At 70.9% G+C, this 20,323-nt stretch carries 17 protein-coding genes; 2 read left to right on the forward strand and 15 right to left on the reverse strand.

Annotation, left to right across the window (positions count from 1 at the left end):
- Nucleotides 1–123: 123 nt before the first annotated feature.
- Together ACSNOC_RS10305 and ACSNOC_RS10310 are read right to left on the reverse strand one after the other, a co-directional pair.
- The gene (locus ACSNOC_RS10305) at nt 124–939 is read right to left on the reverse strand and encodes a dienelactone hydrolase family protein (protein ID WP_436747014.1); all 816 of its coding nucleotides are present in this window, start codon (nt 937–939) and stop codon (nt 124–126) included.
- Nucleotides 940–1,173: 234 nt separating this feature from the next.
- Nucleotides 1,174–2,799: an NAD(P)/FAD-dependent oxidoreductase gene (locus tag ACSNOC_RS10310; RefSeq protein WP_436747015.1), complete on the reverse strand. Its 1,626-nt coding sequence runs from the start codon at nt 2,797–2,799 to the stop codon at nt 1,174–1,176.
- A gap of 183 nt (nt 2,800–2,982) precedes the next feature.
- On the opposite strand from ACSNOC_RS10310, the gene sigJ reads away from it, so the two are divergent.
- Nucleotides 2,983–3,966 carry an RNA polymerase sigma factor SigJ gene (gene sigJ, locus ACSNOC_RS10315; protein WP_436747016.1) on the forward strand — a complete coding sequence of 328 codons (984 nt, stop codon included), beginning with the start codon at nt 2,983–2,985 and terminating at the stop codon, nt 3,964–3,966.
- Between the two features lie 22 nt (nt 3,967–3,988).
- On the opposite strand, the gene ACSNOC_RS10320 is transcribed toward sigJ, so the two are convergent.
- The 12 genes from ACSNOC_RS10320 to fabD all read right to left on the reverse strand — a co-directional run bounded on the left by ACSNOC_RS10320 (nt 3,989) and on the right by fabD (nt 16,899).
- Complete coding sequence (locus ACSNOC_RS10320; protein WP_436747017.1) at nt 3,989–4,387, reverse strand: nitroreductase/quinone reductase family protein; 399 nt, start codon at nt 4,385–4,387, stop codon at nt 3,989–3,991.
- A gap of 83 nt (nt 4,388–4,470) precedes the next feature.
- Entirely contained in the window at nt 4,471–4,839 is a 369-nt protein-coding gene (locus ACSNOC_RS10325; RefSeq protein ID WP_436747018.1) for an antibiotic biosynthesis monooxygenase family protein, read from the reverse strand.
- 2 nt (nt 4,840–4,841) lie between these two features.
- Nucleotides 4,842–5,450 carry a nitroreductase/quinone reductase family protein gene (locus ACSNOC_RS10330; protein ID WP_436747019.1) on the reverse strand — a complete coding sequence of 203 codons (609 nt, stop codon included), beginning with the start codon at nt 5,448–5,450 and terminating at the stop codon, nt 4,842–4,844.
- 78 nt (nt 5,451–5,528) lie between these two features.
- Nucleotides 5,529–8,735 carry an FAD-dependent monooxygenase gene (locus ACSNOC_RS10335; RefSeq protein ID WP_436747020.1) on the reverse strand — a complete coding sequence of 1,069 codons (3,207 nt, stop codon included), beginning with the start codon at nt 8,733–8,735 and terminating at the stop codon, nt 5,529–5,531.
- Between the two features lies 1 nt (nt 8,736).
- Nucleotides 8,737–9,681, reverse strand: coding sequence for an aromatase/cyclase (locus ACSNOC_RS10340; RefSeq protein ID WP_436747021.1), 945 nt, complete (start codon nt 9,679–9,681; stop codon nt 8,737–8,739).
- Nucleotides 9,682–9,747: 66 nt separating this feature from the next.
- Nucleotides 9,748–10,533: a 3-oxoacyl-ACP reductase FabG gene (gene fabG, locus ACSNOC_RS10345; protein WP_436747022.1), complete on the reverse strand. Its 786-nt coding sequence runs from the start codon at nt 10,531–10,533 to the stop codon at nt 9,748–9,750.
- Nucleotides 10,534–10,666: 133 nt separating this feature from the next.
- A complete protein-coding gene (locus tag ACSNOC_RS10350) occupies nt 10,667–10,936 on the reverse strand; it encodes an acyl carrier protein (protein ID WP_436747023.1) in 270 nt (89 codons plus the stop codon).
- Between the two features lie 69 nt (nt 10,937–11,005).
- Nucleotides 11,006–12,223, reverse strand: coding sequence for a ketosynthase chain-length factor (locus ACSNOC_RS10355; RefSeq protein WP_436747024.1), 1,218 nt, complete (start codon nt 12,221–12,223; stop codon nt 11,006–11,008).
- Entirely contained in the window at nt 12,220–13,476 is a 1,257-nt protein-coding gene (locus ACSNOC_RS10360) for a beta-ketoacyl-[acyl-carrier-protein] synthase family protein (protein ID WP_436747025.1), read from the reverse strand. Before ACSNOC_RS10360 ends, ACSNOC_RS10355 begins: the two co-directional genes overlap by 4 nt.
- A 31-nt stretch (nt 13,477–13,507) precedes the next feature.
- Nucleotides 13,508–13,837, reverse strand: a complete 330-nt coding sequence (locus ACSNOC_RS10365) for a TcmI family type II polyketide cyclase (protein WP_436747026.1) — start codon at nt 13,835–13,837, stop codon at nt 13,508–13,510.
- Nucleotides 13,838–14,004: 167 nt separating this feature from the next.
- Nucleotides 14,005–15,480: an FAD-dependent monooxygenase gene (locus ACSNOC_RS10370; protein ID WP_436747027.1), complete on the reverse strand. Its 1,476-nt coding sequence runs from the start codon at nt 15,478–15,480 to the stop codon at nt 14,005–14,007.
- A 468-nt stretch (nt 15,481–15,948) separates the two neighbouring features.
- The gene (gene fabD, locus ACSNOC_RS10375) at nt 15,949–16,899 is read right to left on the reverse strand and encodes an ACP S-malonyltransferase (RefSeq protein WP_436747028.1); all 951 of its coding nucleotides are present in this window, start codon (nt 16,897–16,899) and stop codon (nt 15,949–15,951) included.
- A 1,031-nt stretch (nt 16,900–17,930) separates the two neighbouring features.
- On the opposite strand from fabD, the gene ACSNOC_RS10380 reads away from it, so the two are divergent.
- Nucleotides 17,931–18,617 carry a hypothetical protein gene (locus ACSNOC_RS10380; RefSeq protein WP_436747029.1) on the forward strand — a complete coding sequence of 229 codons (687 nt, stop codon included), beginning with the start codon at nt 17,931–17,933 and terminating at the stop codon, nt 18,615–18,617.
- 670 nt (nt 18,618–19,287) lie between these two features.
- Here ACSNOC_RS10380 and ACSNOC_RS10385 read toward each other — a convergent pair.
- Nucleotides 19,288–20,232, reverse strand: coding sequence for an alpha/beta hydrolase family protein (locus tag ACSNOC_RS10385; protein ID WP_436747030.1), 945 nt, complete (start codon nt 20,230–20,232; stop codon nt 19,288–19,290).
- Between the last annotated feature and the right edge of the window lie 91 nt (nt 20,233–20,323).

The following is a 20,323-nucleotide window of genomic DNA, read 5'->3' on the forward strand; positions in this document are numbered from 1 at the left end:
CCCCAAGAGGGCCATGGCCCAGGTGCGTGTGACATCCCGGCGACCGCTGAGACGTATGTCACACGCTTGGCTGACGGGATATAAACGCGACGTGTCAGGAACTCTGCCGGGACGTTGCGAGTGTCAGGCGGCGGTTCCCGCGAGCCTTTCGCGCAGGAACGCGACGACGCGTTCCCGGGCGGCCAGCGCCGGGTGGCCCGGCTCCTCGCGCACCTCGGCGGTCAGGACCTGGTGGGCGCCCTTCGCGAAGCCGGCGGCGTTGCCCTTGCGGGAGTCCAGCTCGATGACGTCGAAGGCGTCCCCCAGGCGCGCGCGCAGGGTGGTGAAACGTTCCCGCGGGCTGATGCCGTCCTCGCTGAACCGCAGGCCCAGCACGCACAGGTTCTCGCCGCCGGCGCGGGCCGCGACGGCGGTCAGCTCCTCCTCCGACAGGCCGGGGTCGGCCTTGCGGGCGCCGCCGAACGGGAACGGGACGGTCGGCTGGCTCACGACGGGGGCCAGGACCGCGTCGTCCACCGCCGCCGCCAGGGCGAACCCGCCGGTGAAGCACATGCCGATGACGCCCACGCCGGGTCCGGGGGTGCGGGCGTTGAGGTCGCGGGCCAGCGCGCGGATGTAGTCCGCCACCGGGCGACGCGCGTCGAGGGCGAAGGCGCGGAACTCCGAGGAGACGCACAGCCTGGCGAACGCGCCCATGAAGGACAGCGGCGTCTCGGGCCGGCCCGGCCTGCCGAACAGGGAGGGCATCGCGACGGTGAAGCCCTGCTCCACCAAGTGGTCGGCCAGACCGAGGACATGGGGCGTGATGCCGGGGATCTCCGGCATCAGCACGACGCCCGGCCCGGTGCCCTTCTCGTAGACGTCGTGGGTGAGTGAGGCCCCGGTGAAGGGGGCGCTGCGCCAGCCGGTGAGGTCCGAGGTCGGTGCGGAACCGGTCACGGGAGATCTCCTGGTGTCCTTGGGAGTCAGGTGGGAGGCGGCTCGACTGCGGCAGCATGCTACGCCGTCGGCTCCGGCCGCCGGCCGCCGGACGGGACACCGCTCCCCCGGCTCAGCCCCTGGGCTCCCCGTGCCCGGTACGGACCCCTGACACGCCGGAGGGACCCCGCACCCGGGAGGGGTGGGTGCGGGGTCCGAGGGCCGCCCGGGTGCGGGCCGGACGACGGCCCGCCCTCAGGGACGGAAGAGCGCGGCGATGTTCTCCGGAGCGTCGGTGGCGGCCCACTGCACGGCCTTCCCGACGATCTCCTGCGTCGCGTTGAAGCACTTGTTGGCCGGCGAGCCCAGTTCGAACGGCGCCGGGAGGAACGCCGCCTCCTGCAGGCGGGCGAACAGGCGCGAGGCCGCCTCGTCGGGCGCCAGCGAGCCCTCCTCGACGGCGAGGCAGGTCTCCCGGGCGAACGTCAGCAGCCCGTTGATGTCCGCGCCGACGGCGGCCGGCAGGCCGGGCACGTCCCGCTTCTCCAGGTCGCGGAAGATCTGGTCGTCGCGGGACTGCAGGTACCGCCGGTACGCCTGGTCGATGGTGACCGTCGGCAGGATGCTGGTCGACTCCCACACCCGCAGGACGGCGTTCCACAGGTCGTAGTGCCGGAAGCCGACGAAGGAGCAGAAGACCAGGTCGTCGTGGACGTCGAACAGGCCCTGCTGGAGACGGTCCACGTACGCGAACCGCTCGGTGGACCAGTCGTCGTCGCGGGACGCCTCGATCAGGCGCCACGCCAGGGCGTTGACGACCTCCAGCGTGTTGGTCAGGCCGCGCGAGTACAGGGCGTCGATGAAGCCGGCGGCGTGCGCGGTCAGGACGTACCGGTCGCCGACCGTCGTGGTGGACGAGTACTGCAGGCGGCCGGTGGCCACCCACGGGCGGACGGCCTTGGCCGCGGTGAACTGCTCGGCGATCTCCGGGAAGCGCCGCAGGAAGTCGTCGAACTCCTGCTGCGGGCCGACGCCCTCCCGCTTGGGGAACTTCCGCGGGTCCAGCGTCAGGCCGACGCTGCACAGCGGGTTGAGCGACCCGTCGTGGTTGTCGAACGGGATCACCCACAGCCAGCCGCCGTCGAAGACGTGGTGCAGGGTGCCGTGGTGCCATGGGCTGGGCTGGTCGTGGGACTTGGCCGCCGCGGCGTCGTCGAACGGGGTGACGCCGATCATGTGGGTGAAGATCGTGCGGGAGTGGGTCCGCGCGCGGGTCGGGGTCTCGCGCAGCCCGAACGCGTCGGCCACGGGCGAACGGAAGCCGCTGCCGTCCACCAGGTACTTGGCGTGGAACTCCTCGCCGGTGTCGGCCCGGAGCAGGACACCGAGGGACGGCTCGATCAGGATGTCCTTGATCCGGGTGTTGGTGCGCGGCTCGGCACCGTAGCGGACGGCGACGTTGAACAGGTAACTGTCGATGTCCTGCCGGAACAGGTGGCTCTCGGTGCGCTGCCACTCCGGGACGACCAACTGGTTGATCTGCTCCGGATCCTGGGGGCGGCCCTCCTGGTGGTACACGAAGCCGAAGTTCTGCTTCCGGCCGCTCATCCGGCCGACGGTCTCCTGGATGCCCTGGAAACTGGCCAGCGGCTCGATCTCCGGCACCTGGTAGCGCTCGGCGATGATCCGGGTCATCGACGACGTGTACGGAATCGTCGACTCCCCCACCGCGAAGCGGGGGTGGACGCCCGCGTCGATCAGCAGGACCTTGACCCCGTTGCGGGCCAGCGCCGCGCCCAGCATGCCGCCGGCCATGCCCGCGCCGAGAATCGCGACGTCGTACGGCTCGGGCGCCTGCGAGTCCGTGGTGGTTGTGTTCATGCTGTCGTGTTCCTCCCGGTACGAGAAAAGGTCCGCCGTTGGGGGTGCTGTGGGGGGATGAAGGGGTGCGGGGAAGCGGTCGGCCGAGGTCACGGGGGGCCGCTATGCTCGCCGGAGCGCACGTCACCCTCCGGTGGGCGCCGTCCCTCCCGCGCGGGGGCGCGCCGCAGGAAAGGCAGCACGATGTCCGACACTCCGGCGGCAGACCCGGCCGACACGTCCGTCGACGCGGCGACGCGCGTCTTCGTCGGCCACCGGGAGCTGCTGTTCTCGATCGTCTACAACATGCTGGGCAGCGTCGCGGACACCGAGGACGTGCTGCAGGAGACGTGGCTGTCGTGGGCCCGCGCGCACGCACGGCCGTCGGCACCGGAGATCGGCAATCCGCGGGCCTACCTGGTGCGCATCGCCGTCAACCACGCGCTGGCCCGGCAGGCGGCCATCACCCGGCGGCGCGAGGCGTACGTCGGGCCGTGGCTGCCCGAGCCGCTGGTCGCCGACACCTCCGACGCCGGGGACCGCGCCCTGCGCACCGAGTCGGTGTCGATGGCGCTGCTGGTGGTGCTGGAGACCCTGTCGCCGCTGGAGCGCGCGGTGTTCGTGCTGCACGACGTGTTCGGCTACGCCCACGCCGAGGTCGCGGAGATCCTGGGCCGCAGTTCCCCGGCCGTGCGGCAACTGGCCCGCCGGGCCCGCGAGCACGTCCACGCCCGCAGGCCGCGCTTCCGGGCCGACCCGGCGCTGCAGCGGCAGGTCACCGAGCGCTTCGTGGCCGCCGCGCTCGGCGGCGACATCGGCTCGCTGCTCGACCTGCTCGCGCCGGACGTCACGATGTGGACCGACGGCGGCGGCAAGGTGCGGTCGGCGGCGGTGCGTCCGGTCCGGGGCGCCGAGAAGGTGGCCCGGCTCATGGCCGGTTACGCCTCCCGGCCGCCCGCGGACCTCACGGTCCGCTACGGGCGGGTGGGCGACGACGAGTCGGCCGTGGTGTTCTCCGGCGACACGCCGTTCGCGGTGGTCGTCATGGACCTCGCGCCCGGCGGCGACCGGGTCCAGGAGATCTACGCCGTGACCAACCCGGAGAAGCTGGCCCACGTCCGGCTCGCCGGTGACCCCGGGCAGGACGCGGAGCGGGGCCCGGCCCCGGAGCGGGGCGTGGCTCGGTGACGGACGCGGGGCGGTGGCGGGGTCAGGGCTTTCCGGCGGCCCCGGCCACGTGGAGCTCGATGAAGTCGTACGCCTTGATCTTCTTGAGCGCGGCGGCCAGCGGGCGCGGGATGTCGGCCTGCACGGTGTCCACGTACACCTTGGGCTCGACCAGGCGCACCTTCCGCCAGCGGGTCAGCAGCTCGCACTCGCCGGCGGCCACCACGTTCTTCACCCAGTCGGAATCGGGTCCGTAGGGCAGCGAGAGGATGAACTTGTCGCCCACCCGGAACACCTTGACCGGGGTGCGGTACTGGCGCCCCGACTTGCGACCGCGGTGGTACACGGCGCCGAAGCCCGGCATGCGCGAGATGACCTGCCCGATGATGCGATTGGCGACAAGGCGGTTGAAGCGCGCCAGTCGTCTTTTGACGGACACCATGACTCCCTGTATGGATCGTGCGCGGTCGACAACAGCGGCGGGGGGCGGTGCCCGGCGGCACCGCCCCCCGTGCGTCAGCGGTGTTACGCGACGCAGACGCCCTCGACCGCGATCTTCTCGAAGACGTGCGGGTGGGCGATCACGCCCTCGGGCAGCCGGCTGGAGGCCTTGCGGAACTCCGGGTTGGCGTGGGCGGCGGCGAGCGCCTCGGTGGACTCCCAGACCGCGATGTTCACCAGGAGCTGGCTGCCGGCCGTGCCCCGGTGCATCTGGGTGGAGACGAAGCCGGGCTGGGCCTTCATGACGCGGGCGTCCTGCGCCCACAGCTCCAGGAACTCGTCCGTCACCTCGCGGGGCACGAAGAACGTGTTGACCAGGACGACGGGCCCGGTCTTCTCCCGCAGCTGGGCGGGCATGGGCGTCGACGGGTCGAGGTGCGCGACCTGAGGCATCGTCACATCTCCTTCGCGGGGAGCATGTCCTTGGGCGTCATCCGCACCACGGGGATGAGCCGGCTGGACCGGGACTGGAAGTACCGCATGAAGGGGAACACCTCGCAGAAGCGCTCCCACATCATGTCGCGCTCCTCGCCCTTCAGCTCCTCGGCGACGACCTCGATGGTCTCCGGGCCGATGTTGATGGTGGCCTCGGGCGTCGCCCGCAGGTTCACGAACCAGCCGGGGTGCTTGCCCTTCGGGCCGCCGGGCACGTCGAAGTGGCCGGGCGCGGCCATCGAGTAGAAGTGGCCCTTGTCGTAGATGTAGCCGACGGGCACGGTGCGCTTGAGGCCGGACTTGCGGCCCAGGGTGGTGATCAGCATCCCGTCCAGATCGCCGAACTTGCCCATGATCTTGCCCTTGGACGCCTTGTACAGGGCGATGTGCATCTTCAGGCCGAGCTTGCTGAAGGCGAGCTGCCCCTTGCGGGGCGGCTTCGAGTACATGTACACGTTGAACCGGATGAACGCCTTGATGAACGGGTTGGTGTTCAGTTCCAGGTCCGAGATGGACAGCGGGGCGGTCGGGGCCGCCCGGTCCGGTGCGGAGGCCATGGTGTCGGCCATGAGTCGCATTTCCTTTTCTGCTCCGGTGTGCTGCTCACGTGGGAAGGGCGGTGCGGGCGAAGGCCGTGCGGGAACCGGCTAGATGAGCCGCTTGCCCTTCGCCGTGGCGCGCGCGGCGACCTTGACCATCTGGCGGGCCATCTGCCGCATCTCGCCCTCGGGGGCCTTGGTGTTGGCCCACCACATGAACTTGGCGATGTCGGCCGACGTCGGCCAGATGAAGCGGGTCGACTCCGGGTCCTTGAAGCCGAAGACCGGGTTCATCGTCGGGTCCTTGCGCATCTGGTCGAAGATGATGTCGGCGGCGGTGTCGCCGTCGATCTCCCCGACCTCGTACTTCTCGCAGGTCTCGGCGGCCAGGTCGAGCAGCTTCTTGAGGTTGTGGCTCTCGGGGAACCACAGGCCCGGGTACGGCGGGTGTTCCAGGTCCCGCAGGTACTTGTCGTCACCGGTCAGCTCGAACTCGCCCACGGCCCGCACCAGCCGGATGACGCCCGGCGTGAGGTAGCCCGCCCAGACGCGGAACATGGCGTTCCACAGCCGGAAGTGCGAGAAGGAGATGTAGGAGCTGTTGACGAGGTCGTCGTTGTACTGGAGCAGACCCCGCTCCAGTCGCTCGACGTACTCGAACCGCTCCTCCGACCAGTCGTCGTCCTCCAGCGCGTCGAGGATGCGCGTGCACAGCGAGTACACGACCTCGAAGGTGTTGGACAGGCCGCGGGAGAACAGCGGGTCGAGGAAGCCGGCCGCGTGGGACATCAGGCACCAGCGGTGGCCGATCGACCGCTTCGAGGAGTACTGCAGCCGGTCGGTGGAGATCCACTCGCGCACCCGCTTGGCGCCGGCGAACTGCCGCTTGACGGCCGGGTACATGTCGAGGAACTTGTTGAACTCCTCCTCGGGCGACATGTCCTTGGGCTTGGGGTAGGTCCGCTCGTCGATGGTGAGACCGACGCTGACCACCGGGTTCGCCGACCCCTTGAGGTTGTTGAACGGGATGATCCAGAACCAGCCGCGGTCGATGAGGTGGTGCAGGGTGCCGTCGTGCCACTTGGCCGGCGGGCGCTTGCTGACCGGGTGGTGGGACACCTCGTCGAACGGCTTCAGGTCGATGAAGTGGGTGAACATCGAGCGGGCGTGGTGCTTGAAGCGGGCCGGCTTCTCCCGCAGGTCGAACTTCTCGGCCAGCGGGGAACGGAAACCGCTGGCGTCGATCAGGTACTTGGCGCGGAAGACCTCACCGTTCTGGCCGGTGACGGTCACCCCGTCGTCGTCGAAGTCCAGGTCGGCCGCGCGCCAGTTCTGGCGCGTGGTGCAGCCGTACTTGGCGGCGACGTTGAAGAAGAACTGGTCGGTGTCCTGGCGGAACAGGTGGCTGGCGTCGGTGAGCACCTTCGGGATGACGAACATCGTCGCCTCGTCCGGGTCGGGCTCCTGCCCCACGTTGTGCTTGATGAACCCGAAGCTCTGCTTGCGCCCGTGGTGCGGGCCGATGTTCTTCGCGACCGACTTGGCGTCCAGCAGGTAGCCGATCTCCGGCACCTGGAAGCGCTTCTCGCAGATGCGCAGCCACTCCACGAGCTGCGGCGTCATCGACTCGCCGATGGCGAACCGCGGGTGCTGCCCGGCGTCGACCAGCACCACGTTCGCGCCCTGCCGGGCCAGGCAGGCCCCGGCCACCGAACCCGCGAGGCCGGACCCCAGGATCAGCACGTCGCAGGTCTGCGCCTGTTCGGGGCTCCTGGCCTCACTCGTTGCCTTGATCTTGCTGGGCATCAGCCCGCCTCTCTCTTCGGAATCGCGTTTCCGTGTCTCGTGCCAACGGGACGTGCCGGCCGTGCGGGCGGCGCCGAACCAGCGGTCCAGAGCGGCGGAAGGGTCGGCCGCGCGGTCGCCGGCCCAGGCGACGTATCCGTCCGGGCGGAGCAGCACCGTCTCCTGGCCCTCCAGCGGGGCGTCGGGCGCGGCGGCGGCCGTCACCGTGTCCACCCGGCCGGCGGCGAGCGCGGTCAGCGCCGCGGACCGCGCCGGGTCGCCGGACAGGTCGAGCAGCACGCCCCGGCCGCCGCGCAGCAGCGCGGTGGTGCTGGTCACCCCGGAGTCCGTCACCAGGTCCAGGTGCGGCAGGCGGGCCCCGACGAGGGGTCCGCCGCCGATGTCGTAGCGGATGTCGAGGCCGCTGATCATGGCGCCCAGGCGGTCGCGGACGGCCGCGTGGCCCATCAGCTCGCCGGTGACGGCGCGCAGCGCGTCGACCTCGCCGCCGCCGAGCAGCAGCAGCGCCTGGGCCTCGATGTTGCCCAGGACCCGCTCACCGACGGCGTGCCGCTCGGTGTGGTAGGTGTCCAGCAGCCCGGCGGAGGCGCGGCCGGTCACCTCGGCGGCCAGTTTCCAGCCCAGGTTCACCGCGTCCTGCAGGCCCAGGTTGAGGGCCTGGCCGCCGACCGGCATCTGCCGGTGCGCGGCGTCGCCGGCCAGCAGCAGCCTGCCCTGGCGGTAACGGGCCGCCAGGCGGGTGGTGTTGCCGAAGGCGTTGACCCAGATCGGGGTGCCGCCGCTGATGTCCTCGCCGGTGACCCGGGACCAGATCCCGGCGACCTCCGCGAACTCGGGCTCGCCGTCGCGCACTCCGGGCGGGCGGCCGAACTCGTGCACCATGACGCGCGTGACGCCGTCCCGGGTGGCGGCGATGGCCAGCCCGTTCGGGGTCCGCTCGAAGCGGCGGTTGCGGATGCCGAGTCCGGTGACGTCCGACCGCACCAGCTCGCGGGTGGCGTCGTGGCCGGGGAAGCCGAAGCCGCCGAGGCGGCGCACGACGCTGTCCTCCCCGTCGCAGCCGACGACGTAGGCGGCGGTCAGCCGGACCGGGCCGCCGGGGCCGGCGGCCTCGACCTCGACGCCGTCCTCGCCGGCGACCAGGCCGGTGACCTCGTACGCGCGCCGGATGTCCGCGCCGAGGCCGCCGGCCCACTCCGCGAGCAGGGCCTCGACCCGCGCCTGCGGCACCTTCCACTGGCCCCGGTAGCGGGACGGCTGCCCGCCGAGGTCCAGCGGCAGGCCGCCGAAGTGGCTCACCGGGTCGTGCGGCGGGGTTCCCAGGGGGGCCAGCAGGCCCCGCTGGTCCAGGATCTCCATGGTGCGGGCGTGGAGCGTGGAGGCGCGGGACTCGGTGGTCGGCGTCGCCAGGCGTTCCAGCACAATCACCCCGGCGCCGCCGAGCCGCAGTTCACCGGCCAGCATCAGGCCGACCGGCCCCGCGCCGACGATGATGACCTGGGCGTCCATGTCAGCGCTTGCCCTCCGCGTACGCCTTGGCGTACCCGAGGGTGGCGGTGCTGTTGGTGCTCAGGGCGTTCTTGACGAACGTCCTGGCCTCGGCCAGGCCGGCGTCCTCGCCCAGGATCTTGGTGATGTTCTCGGTGTTGATGACCACCGCGTGCTGGGAGGTGGCGGCGACGCCGTCGGCGTTCTCCTCCAGCTTCCAGTAGCCGGTGTGCAGGGTCATCAGCGCGGGCAGGGTGATCTGCTTGTAGACGATCCTGCTGTGCGGGAAGCACACGCGCACCGACTTGGTGGTGTGCGTGGAGCCGTCCTTGGTGCGGGTGTCCATCTCCAGGATCTGCAGGCCCGGGGTGTCCTCGGTCAGCTCGACGCGGGCGACGTGCGCCAGCCGCTCCTCCCACAGCTGCGCCTCGTTGAGGAAGTCGTACACGTCCTTCGCGGAGCCGTTGATCTGCACGGTGTCCTCGAAGGCCAGGTACAGCTCGTCGGCGCCGGTGGCGAGTTCGACGTTCCGCTTCAGCGCGGCCAGCTCGGAGCGGCTGTTGCGGTCCACGGCCTGGTCGATCCAGGCCAGGCTGTCCGGGTCGTCGTCGATGGCCCGGTAGTCGTGCAGCAGCCGCACCCGCGACCGGGTGGCGGAGATGGACTCGATCAGCCAGGCCCCGCCCATCGCGGCCACCGGCGGCGTGGAGACCTCCTGGCGGAACTCGATGCGCAGCTTCCCGGGGTCGAGCACGCGGCGCGAGGTCCAGTTCTTGGCCTCGCCGTTGGCGGTGGCCCAGATGCGGATGCGCTCGGTGTTCCCGGAGCGCTCGACGTGGTCGACGAACACGGTCGGCGGGAAGATCCGCGGCCAGTTCACCACCTCGGCGATCAGCCGGTAGACGTCGGCGGCCGGGGCGTCCACCGTGATCTCGTGCTCCACCTCGCGGTGGCCGGACTCCGTCATGGTCAAGTCTCCCAATCCCTCGAATGATTCGGGTGCCACGTTGTTTCGGCCCAGGGCGCGGTGGCCTCAGAAGTTGCCGAGACCGCCGCAGACGTTGATCGCCTGGGCGGTGATGGAGGCGGCGGTGTCCGTGGCGAGGTAGCCCACCAGGCCGGCCACCTCCTCGGGGGTGGAGTAGCGGCCGAGCGGGATCTTGGCCGTGAACTTCTGCATGATCTGGTCCTCGGTGGTGTCGAACGCGGCGGCGTAGCCCGCGCGCACCTTCGCGGCCATCGGCGTCTCGACGTAGCCGGGGCAGACCGCGTTGACCGTGATGCCGGTCGGGGCCAGTTCGTTGCCGAGGGCCTTGGTGAAGCCGACGACGCCGTGCTTGGACGCCGAGTAGGGGGCGCCCAGGACGACGCCCTGCTTGCCGGCCGTCGACGCGATGTTGATGATCCGGCCGCGGTCGCGGTGCCGCATGCCGCCGGTGTTGAGCACCTCGCGCGTCATCAGGAAGACGCTGTTGAGGTTGGTGTTGACGACGTCGAACCAGAGGTCGTCCTCGATGTCGGCGGTCACGCCGCCGCCGCTGCGGCCCGCGTTGTTCACCAGGACGTCGACCTGGCCGTAGGTGTCGACGGCGGCCCGGACGAACGCCTTGATGTCGTCCTTGGAGGTGACATCGCACGCGGTGCCGTTCACCTCGAGGCCCTCGTCGCGCAGTTCCTTCACGGTCACCTCGACGCTGTCCGCGCTGCGCGCGCAGATGAACACCGCGTGCCCCTGCGTGGCCAGAGCCCTGGTGACGGCGAGCCCGATACCGCTGGTGGCCCCCGTGACGAGAGCGACCCGCTGCCCCTCAACGGCCATGCCTGCTCCTTAAGTCTCTCCAGATGGGAATGGGTGGTGCCCGGGTGCCGGCGTGGGCCGGCGGCCCGGGACACGGCTCCGCCGCCGGGCGCGTGCGGAGCGCCCGGCGGCGCAAGCCGGTGGGGTGGGACGGTCAGGCCGCTGCTTCCTGGGCGAGCTGCTTGTTGACGACGGTCAGCAGCGCGCCGGGCGTCTCGACGTCGGCGACCGAGGTCTCCTCCAGCGCGATGCCGTACTCGCGCTCGATGCGGCTGCCGGTCTCCAGCAGGGCGAGCGAGTCGTAGCCCAGCTCCTCGAAGGTCACGTCGAGGATGTCGCCGTCGAGGTCGACGCTCTCGACCTCGCCGGCGGCCTCCCGCAGGATGCGCCGGAGGTCTTCGATGGTGAGTTCCTGAAAGGCCATCTCAATCCTTCGTTCTCGTAAGCCTCGCGGGCCCGGCGGGCCGCGCGAGCCTGGTGGCGGGGCCGGTGGTCAGCCGGCGACCCGGCGCACGACCATGGCGGAGTTGAAGCCGCCCTCTCCCCGGGCGAGGACGAGCGCCGAGGCGACGTCGGCGGTCCTCGGCTCGCCGACGACGAGGTCCAGCTCGTACGCGGGGAGCGGCGAGACGTTGGTGGTGGGCGGGATGACGCCGTCCCGGATGGACAGCAGCGCGGCGGCCAGGTCCAGCGAGGCGGCGCCGGACAGCAGCCGGCCGGTCATCGTCTTGGGCGCGGTGACCGGGACGCCGCGCGGCCCGAAGACCGCGCGGATCGCCTCGGCCTCGGCACGGTCCAGCTCGGGCACGGCGGCGGCGTCGGCGAACACGACGTCGAGTTCGCCGGGCCGCAGGCCCGCCTCGTCGAGCGCGAGCTCGATCGCCCGCCGCAGGCCGGGCTCGCGCCCGCTGCCCGGCTTCGGGTCGAACGTCGCGCCGTAGCCGGCGACCTCGCCGTAGACACGGGCGCCGCGCTCCCGCGCGGAGTCGGCGTCCTCCAGGATGACGAGGGCGCCTCCCTCGCCGGGCACGTGGCCCGCGGCGTCCGGGTCGAACGGCAGGTACGCCCGGCCGGGGTCGGCGCTGGTGCTCAGCCGGCCGCCGGCGAGCTGGGCGGCCCAGCCCCAGGGGCAGATCGAGCCGTCCACGCCGCCGGTGACGATCAGCCGGCTGCCCTTGCGGATCTGGCGGCGGGCCTGGGCGACGGCGTCCAGGCCACCCGCCTGGTCCGACACCACGACCCCGCTGGGGCCCTTCATGCCGGTGCGGATGGAGATCTGACCGGTGTTCACCGCGTAGAACCAGGCGAACGACTGGTACGCGCTGACGTACTGGCCGCCCTTGCTCCACAGCGCCTGCAGCTCGTTCTGGCCGAACTCGAAGCCGCCGGAGGAGCTGGCGGTGATGACGCCCATGTCGAACGCGGGCCACTCGGACGGCTGGACGCCGGCGTCGGCCAGCGCCCAGTCGGCCGCGACGAGCGCCAGCCGCGTCATGTGGTCGGTCTGCGGCATCAGCCTGCTGGGCAGGTAGTCCTCGGCGACGAAGCCGGGGACCTCGCCCGCCAGCACGGCCGGGTAGGCCGTCGCGTCGAACCGCTTGACCGGCTCGATGCCGCTCTTCCCGCTCCGGGTCGCCGCCCAGTACGCGTCGGTGCCGAGCCCGTTGGGGGCCGTGACGCCGACGCCGGTCACCACTACCGAAGTGCTCACGCCGTCCTCCGCAGGACCATCGCGCTCTGGAAGCCGCCGAAGCCGCTGCCGACCGTCAGCACCGCGTCCGTCTGCCACTCCCTGGCCCGGAGCGGGACGTAGTCCAGGTCGCACTCGGGGTCGGCGGTGTGCAGGTTGGCGGTGGGGGGCACCAGGTTGTTCTCGATGGCCAGCGCCGAGGCCGCAATCTCGATGGAGCCGATCGCGCCCAGCGAGTGCCCCACCATCGACTTGATGGAGCTGACCGGGGTGCGGTAGGCGTGGTCGCCCAGGCTGCGCTTCATGGCCGCCGTCTCGTGGCGGTCGTTCTGCTTGGTGCCCGAACCGTGGGCGTTGATGTAGTCGATCTCGTCCGGGTTCATGCGGGCCTCGTCCATGGCGGTGCGGATGGCCTCGGCCATCTCCAGGCCGTCGGGGCGCAGCCCCGTCATGTGGAAGGCGTTGCACCGGCTGGCGAACCCGGCGATCTCCGCGTAGATGTGCGCGCCGCGCCGCTTGGCCCGCTCGTACTCCTCCAGCACGAAGACCGCCGCGCCCTCGCCGAGGACGAAGCCGTTGCGGGAGTTGTCGAACGGCCGGGAGGCGTGCTCCGGGTCGTCGTTGCGCGGCGTGGTCGCCTTGATGGCGTCGAAGCAGGCCACGGTGATCGGGGAGATCGGCGCGTCGGAGGCGCCGGCGATCATCACGTCGGCGCTGCCCTCGCGGATGAGTTCGGTCGCGTAGCCGACCGAGTCCAGACCGGAGGTGCAGCCGGTCGAGACCACGGTCGCGGGGCCCTCGGCGCCCACCGACCAGGCCACCTCGCGCGCGAACGAGCTGGGCACGAAGTAGTCGTAGAGGTGCGGGACCGCGTACTCGTGGTCCACGAGGTCGAGCCGGCCGCCGTCGCTGACGACGCGGTACTCCTGGTCGAGCCCCATGGTGGCGCCGACGGCGCTGCCGACGGTCACCCCCGTGCGGTACGGGTCGAGGTCGGACGGTTCGAGGCCGCTGTCGGCCACGGCCTCGGCGGCCGAGACCACGGCGAACTGCGCCGCGCGGTCCATCCGCCGGATCTCCTGCGGGCTGAGCCCGTGGGCCTCGGGGTCGAAGTCGACCTCGGCCGCCACGCGGGAACGGAATGGGGTGGGATCGAAGAACGTGATCCCTCTGGTGGCCGTCCGGCCCTCGCTCAGCAGGCCCCAGAAGTTCTTGACGCCGATACCGCCGGGCGCCACGACCCCGATGCCGGTTATCACTACTCGCCGTCGCATGTGGACGTCGCCCCCTTCGGGCAGAAATGCGTCACGAAGACGTGGACCAGTGGTAGAAACGCGTGGCCATGGCGTCGGCGGGCGAACGCCAGGTCGCCGGGTCATAGGCCTCGATGAACGGCTTGAGGTCGTCGCTGACCTTCACGAACAGCGGGTGGGTCTTCGTTTCCTCGATGACGGTGCCGCCGTGGTCGTCGTCGAAGTCCTGAAGGTGGAAGTACAGGCCCCGGTAGGAGAAGAGCTGGCGGCGCCTGGTGCCCATCAGACCGGGCATCTCGGTCTTGTCGAATTCCCCGAAGATCCGCGCGACGTCACCACTGACGTCGGGCGCCATCCGTGCCACGATCAACGTGCTGTGCATCGGGTTTCTCCTTTTTCTGAGGTTGTCTGCTCAGACCGTGCCTTCTCGATCGATCGGCAGGGGACGGGCGGTTTCCGAACGGCCGGAATTCCGCGCGGACACCCGCCCGCCCCCTGCTCCCCAATCGCTCACAAAAGTCCGTGCCCGTGACCGGGCGTCGACACGGTCTACCGGGGCGCGCCGAACCAGCGGTTCAGCGCCGCCGACAGGGCCTCGCCCCCGCCGTCCGGCTCCACCCAGGCCGCGTAGCCGTCGGGGCGGACCAGCAGCGCGGTCACCCCGGCGAGCGGGCTGGTCTCCGGCAGTGCGTGCGGGAGGGCGGTGACGATGTCGATCCGGTCCGACCAGGGCGCCGCGACGGCGCGCAGGTCGGCGTGGTCGGTGAAGTCCAGCAGCACGCCGCGGCCGGAGTGCAGCAGCTCGGCCGTCGTGGTCTTGCCCCCGGTGCCGACCAGGTCCTGCTTGGGGACGCGGCGGCCGAGCAGCGGGTGGCCGCCGGAGCCGACGTCGTAGTGGACCTCGAAGCCGCTGACCATGCCGATGAGGTGCCGGGCGGCCTCGGGGAACTCCAGCAGTTCCGCGAAGACGTTGCGCAGCGGCTCGATCTCGGACCCGCCGAGGTAGAGCATGCCCTGCGCGCGGGTCGCCATCAGCAGCCGCCGGCCCACCGGGTGGCGCTCGGCGTGGTAGGTGTCCAGCAGGCCGGGCGGGGCCCAGCCGCGCACGGTGGCGGCGAGCTTCCAGCCCAGGTTGAAGGAGTCCTGCACGCTGACGCTCAGGCCCTGGCCGCCGGCCGGGAGGTGGGTGTGGGCGGCGTCGCCGGCGATCAGGACGTTGCCCTTGCGGTACTCGGTGACCTGGTGGGTCGCGTCGCCGAAGGAGCTGACCCAGGACGCCTCGCCGTGGGCGATGGACTGGCCGGACAGGCGCTCCCAGCAGGCCGCGACCTCCTCGTACGTGGGCGGCCCGGTGCGCTCGCGCGGTCCGTTGCCGCGCTCGGCGGCGATGATGCGCTCGACGCCGTCGCCCAGCGGGGCGTTCATGATCATGCCGCCGGGCACCTTCTCGCCGATGTGGCGGGCGGGCAGGTCGAGGCCGGAGACGTCCGCGAGGTACATCTCGATGGTCGAGGGGGTGCCGGGGAAGTCGAAGCCGACCAGCTTGCGGACCGTGCTGCGGCCACCGTCGCAGGCCACCAGGTAGCGGGCGCGCAGCGTCGTGCGGCCGTCGGGCGTCTCGGCCTCGACGTCGACGCCCTCGCCGTCGTCGGTCACGCCGACGACCTCCCAGCCGCGCCGGATGTCGGCGCCGAGGTCGGTGGCCCAGGCGATGAGGACCTCCTCGGTCTTCGCCTGGGGAATGCCGCGGGCGCCGAAGTGGGCGCCGTCGAGCTGGGTGTAGTCCATGGGGATGCCTCCGAAGTGCCCGATGGGGGCCAGCTCCAGGTTCTCCCCGAATCCGGGCAGCAGGCCGCGCTGGTCGAACAATTCGACCGCGCGGGCCGTGAAGCCGAGGCCGCGGGATTCTCCCGAGGGCTTCGCCAGCTTGTCGAGGACGATGACCTCGACGCCACCCAGCCGCAATTCGGCCGCCAGCACGAGCCCCGAAGGCCCGGCGCCCACGACGATGACCGGAACGTCCATGCTTCTCTCCTTGACCTGGGAAAACAGTGCGTGAGCGCCCGCGGGAAAATGGCATGAAAAAAGGCTCGGCCGCCGCAAAAGGGCGTGGCAGAGCCTGTCGCGAAGGACAATGAAGGGAATCGGAGGCCTCACCGGGGAGGCGGGCGGCCCCATCCTGGATTTGGGCACAGTTCGACCGCCGGGAAAAGCGTGACACGTCTTCGCGGCTCGTGTCAACAGGTGGCCGGGCGGTCGGCGCGCGCATGCGGTGAAATCCGGGGAAATCCCTGGTGATGCAGCGCGGAACGCCATTCCGTGGAACGCCGGATTCCGCCGGGAAACACCGGGAAGGCATCTCCGCCCCGGTCTCCCGGCCCGGCGCGGCCCCGCGCGCCACGGCCCGCCACGGGCGCGCTCCGCGCGTAGACGACCACACGGACGGGCCCCCGGCGCAACGCCGCGCGCCCCCGGGGCGCGTGGTGGGGCGGGTCAGCCCGCGGGGTTGAGCGCGTCCAGGGTCGCGGCCATCTGCCGCGTGTCGTAGGTGGTGTGCACGGCGGCTCCGGGTGCGATCCGGCGGCACAGTCCGGCCAGCACCTTGCCCGGCCCGACCTCGACGAACCGCCCCACGCCGTCCCCGGACATGCGGGTCACCGTGCCGGTCCAGCGGACGCGTCCGGCGAGCTGGCGGGTGAGGACTTCCCGGGCACCCGCGGCGCTCGTCACGGGCTCGGCCGTCACGGAGGAGATCATGCCGACGGCGGGCTCACGGAACTCCACCTCCGCGAGGGCGGCGGCGAACCGCTCCTCGATCGCGCCCATCAGCGAGCAGTGGAACGGGGCGCCGACCTCCAGCGGCACCGCGCGGCGGGCGCCGGCCTCCCGGGCGGCGGTCATGACCGCGCCGACGGCGTCCACCTGACCCGACACCACGGTCTGGCCGGGCTCGTTGTCGTTGGCGATCTCGACCACCTGGCCGGTGGCGTCGCCGGCCTGGAGGCACATCTTCTCGACGTCCTCCAGGGTCAGGCCGACGATCGCGGCCATCGCGCCGGGCACGCGCTCGTTGACGCCGGCCATGAGCTGTCCGCGCAGCCGGACCAGGCGGAGCGCGTCGGTCCACTCCAGGACTCCGGCCGCGACGAGCGCGGTGTACTCGCCGAGGCTGTGCCCGGCGACGACATCGGGGGCCGGGCCGCGCTCACGCAGAGTGTCGAGCACGCACAGGCTGGTGAGGAAGACGGCGGGCTGGGTGATCGAGGTGTCCTTCAGGGCTTCCGCCGGACCCTCCCAGCAGAGCCGGGAGAGGGGGAGGCCGAGGATGTCCTCGGCCGGACGGTAGTACCGTCCGACCAGTTCCGGGCGCTCGTGGGCGAGGTCCTGCCCCATGCCCACGCGCTGGGAGCCCTGCCCGGGGAAGACGAAGCCGATTCTGTCCATACGCCTCAAAGGCTCCTTCCGGCCCGCGCGCGGTCAGGTGCGCGGCCGAGTCGCTCGCGTCGGCGGAGTCGGTTCCCGGAGTGCCGCCCGGCGTCGTGCGAGCGGGCAGCACGGGAATTCATGTGATCTGGAACACACGGGCGCTTGTCGTGCGGCGCCGGGCATGCCCGGTGTCCGCGCGCCGGCGCGCCGGCGGACTTCCGGACATGAAGAAGGGCAGGCACCCGATTCGGGGTCAATCCACGGAAACCGAATCCGGGCATAAGCCTGCCGCCAAAAACATCGTGACAGCTTCACACCGCCGATGTCAACCGCGCGCTCCTCCTCCACAGCATTTACGCAGTTCATGGCTATGTGCCGCCGGACGGTTGGCTTCCGTACGCCTGGGCATGGGAACCTGCGCGGGATCGAGAAAAGGTAACGGAGCGATAACTTTCGCAGATGCGAACCATCGGAGAGCGCATGCAGGTCCGCTGACCTAATGTCAGAACATGTTTGCGCGCGCCGCAGCGCCGCGGCCACGCAACCGCGAACGGAATCCGGAACTCCGTTATTCCACCCCGGAATCGGACAAGACTCGCACATGGGGTGGAGCGGCCCACGGGAGGACAGAGCGCGACTCTGACACCATCCTTCCCCGATTTCTCCGGAGGTCGGACAGGTATGGACGGGCGGCGTGGTTTGTGAGTAGCCTTCCACCTCAAAACCTGGAGATCGCCATACACGGCCAGGCCATGACTCGGGAGCGGGGGTTCCGGATCATTATGACACCGATTTAACGCGCCAGAAACAGAACGATCATGTTCGCCCCGGTGTTTAACCTTCGGCGCGGATTCCGCGGTGACCAGTGACGAAAACCGCGACGAGCAGCCGATAACGGGCAGGCAACGGCCAGGTGTCCCACCGCAGAACACATGGCGTCTTTCGGCATGCCCGGATACAGGCAGAAAACTCCGAGGTCATCACGAGTGACCGCTATATCCCGCGACGCGACAACCTCTTTCCGCCATGATTGACCATCAGGTGAGGAAATGAACACTTCGCTGTGTTTGGGAAAAACCTGCGGCAGCCGTCCGCAGGCACCACGTCCCCATCGGTCCGCGGGCTCGCCTCCGCGGCTGTGCGCCACCTGCCATCACACCCTGCGCGCCGACCTGCTGGAGCTTCCCCAGATCTACGAGGACTGCGAGTCGGCGCTGCTGCCCCGCCGCAATCCCGCGCTGCAGCGGGTCAGCGGCAGCCGCGGCGCCACCGGAATCCTGCTGGACGAGGAAGTGATCACCACCCGCTCGCGCATCATCGGCTTCCTCGCCTCCTGGTCGGCCCTGGTGGCCGACGAGCGATCGGTCGCCAGACCGGCCCGAAGACAGCCGGCCGAATTGGCGTCCTTCCTCGTCAGTCACCTGCACTGGCTGGTCGACCACCCGGCCGCGGCGGACTTCGTCGAGGAAATGGCCCAGATCACGAGCCACGCCCAGCGTTCGGCCTACACCCAGCCCGGGCTCCGCATCGAGCTCGGCCAATGCATACACCCGGGCTGCACGGCGCCGATGAGCCCGGCGACATCCGGCCGCGACGGTAAGCGCATACGGGAGGTGCGCTGTACCGCCGGCCACACGTGGGCGCCGCATCAGTGGCTCCACCTGTCCCGGCAGATTCAGCAGTCGAGAAACGGAAGGACCACGAATCGTTCGCACCCGTCCGAGGGTGCCGCATGAGTGAGGGACCGAGAAACGGCGCCAGGCTCGTTCCCACGGAACTCGCGGCACTCGCCGCGGGCGTGTCCCAGGCGACCATACGGAAATGGGCCAGCCGCGGGAAGATCACACGTTACGGCAGTCCCAACAGAGCCCAATACGATCTCGACGAACTGATGGAACTTCTCGCGGCTTCGTCGTCCGAATCCCGGCCGCCCCGGGAATAAACCTCCATTGCAGGGTGCAATCACTGTGATGTGGTGCTCCGCCTGCCATCCGCGCTCAGGAGGGCGGGGGAATCCCCCCTTGATTGACGCGGATGGCAGGCAGAGCGGGCACGACCACCGCCCGGCGGCTGCCGCCCCGAGCTGACTACGCCGCCCGCGCGGTCACCCGGACGGTCCGGCGGAACGGACCATGACGGCGCGTCGGCGGCGACGAGGGGCGCCGCCGCGTGGCGGGGCCGTGCGGCCTCCGGTTCCCGGATTGCCCGGGAGGAACGCGCCGGGTTCCAGCGAGCGCCGGTGACCGGCGGACTCCCCGGCAGCGGCGTCGCCCCGGCCGCCCGCGAGGCTCCTCGCCGAACCGTCGATCATGGTGGACCTCCTGTGTGCGCGTTCCCCCTTTAGAGGGGCCGCGCCCCCCGGAGTGTGACATGCGGACCGGGAAGTGTGGCCCGCGTCTCATTTCGTCAGGATCCGGGGCAGGAGTTCCGGTACTCCGAGATGGTGCTGCTGGGCGCGGGCGCGGGGCAGAGGAACTGCTCGTACCGGGTGTCGTTGTCGACGTAGCGCTTCAGCCAGGACAGCACGTACCGGCCGGTGGTCGTGTTCGCGGAGTTGGTCGCCATGTGCCCGGCCGACTCCAGCTCCAGGTACGCCCGCTCGGGCGCGTTGGTGAGGCTCTCGTAGAACGGCTCGGCGTGCGAGCCCACCGGGGCGATCAAGTCGTTCTCGGCGCCCACGATCAGGGTGGGGACCCGGACGGAGAACCAGTCCTTGCTGGCGTCCCACGGGGCGAGCGGGACGGCCGCCTGGATGGTCTCCGGGCGGGCCGCCGCGGCGCGCAGGGTGCCGCCGCCGCCCATCGAGTGCCCGGCCACGGCCAGCCGGTTCTTGTCGACGCGGTTGGCGACCGGGCTCTTGGTGGTCAGGTAGTCCAGCGCCGCGAGCAGTTGGGTGCCGCGGGCGTCGGGGAAGTCGAAGATGTTGTTGGTGTTGATGGTGATGACGACGAAGCCGTTGGAGGCGAGCTTCGGTCCGTACCAGGAGATCGCCGACTGGTTCTCCGTGAAGCCGGGCGAGATGGCGACGGCGCCGAACGTGCCCTGGCTGGTGTCGGTCGGGTAGTAGATCGTGCCGCCCGCGAACCCGTTGCCGGCGGGGACGGCCGTCTGCTGGATGGCGAAGGGGCCGGTGGCGGCGTCGACGCTCTGCGCCGTGGGGTTGGGGCCGCGCCGGTACTCGGTCTCGGCCGCGACCTGGGTGCTGGAGGCGGCGGTGGGGGCGGCCGTCGCGGTGACGTCCGTGACACCGAGGGCACCGAGCGCGAGACCACCGGCGACGACCGAGGTCAGGGCCATCTTCAGCCGCGTCCTGGAGACGCGGGGCGAGCGGGGGGTGAGGCGGGGTGGCATCGGGCTGCACTCCTTCTGGGCGTCTGCGCCCACTCGACAGGGTTCGGAGTGTGTCCGGCGGTCGGAGCACGCGAAAAGGGGTGCCGCCGTT

This window comes from Streptomyces sp. URMC 129 (assembly GCF_051386415.1).
GTDB lineage: Bacteria > Actinomycetota > Actinomycetes > Streptomycetales > Streptomycetaceae > Streptomyces.

Coding starts and splice junctions, on each gene's coding strand:
- fabG (WP_436747022.1), bottom strand. CDS start 10,533: ATGGCCGTTGAGGGGCAGCGGGTCGCTCTCGTCACGGGGGCCACCAGC.
- ACSNOC_RS10340 (WP_436747021.1), bottom strand. CDS start 9,681: ATGACGGAGTCCGGCCACCGCGAGGTGGAGCACGAGATCACGGTGGAC.
- ACSNOC_RS10320 (WP_436747017.1), bottom strand. CDS start 4,387: ATGGTGTCCGTCAAAAGACGACTGGCGCGCTTCAACCGCCTTGTCGCC.
- ACSNOC_RS10365 (WP_436747026.1), bottom strand. CDS start 13,837: ATGCACAGCACGTTGATCGTGGCACGGATGGCGCCCGACGTCAGTGGT.
- ACSNOC_RS10350 (WP_436747023.1), bottom strand. CDS start 10,936: ATGGCCTTTCAGGAACTCACCATCGAAGACCTCCGGCGCATCCTGCGG.
- ACSNOC_RS10370 (WP_436747027.1), bottom strand. CDS start 15,480: ATGGACGTTCCGGTCATCGTCGTGGGCGCCGGGCCTTCGGGGCTCGTG.
- ACSNOC_RS10360 (WP_436747025.1), bottom strand. CDS start 13,476: ATGCGACGGCGAGTAGTGATAACCGGCATCGGGGTCGTGGCGCCCGGC.
- ACSNOC_RS10385 (WP_436747030.1), bottom strand. CDS start 20,232: ATGCCACCCCGCCTCACCCCCCGCTCGCCCCGCGTCTCCAGGACGCGG.
- ACSNOC_RS10330 (WP_436747019.1), bottom strand. CDS start 5,450: ATGGCCGACACCATGGCCTCCGCACCGGACCGGGCGGCCCCGACCGCC.
- sigJ (WP_436747016.1), top strand. CDS start 2,983: ATGTCCGACACTCCGGCGGCAGACCCGGCCGACACGTCCGTCGACGCG.
- ACSNOC_RS10310 (WP_436747015.1), bottom strand. CDS start 2,799: ATGAACACAACCACCACGGACTCGCAGGCGCCCGAGCCGTACGACGTC.
- ACSNOC_RS10325 (WP_436747018.1), bottom strand. CDS start 4,839: ATGCCTCAGGTCGCGCACCTCGACCCGTCGACGCCCATGCCCGCCCAG.
- ACSNOC_RS10335 (WP_436747020.1), bottom strand. CDS start 8,735: ATGGACGCCCAGGTCATCATCGTCGGCGCGGGGCCGGTCGGCCTGATG.
- fabD (WP_436747028.1), bottom strand. CDS start 16,899: ATGGACAGAATCGGCTTCGTCTTCCCCGGGCAGGGCTCCCAGCGCGTG.
- ACSNOC_RS10380 (WP_436747029.1), top strand. CDS start 17,931: ATGAACACTTCGCTGTGTTTGGGAAAAACCTGCGGCAGCCGTCCGCAG.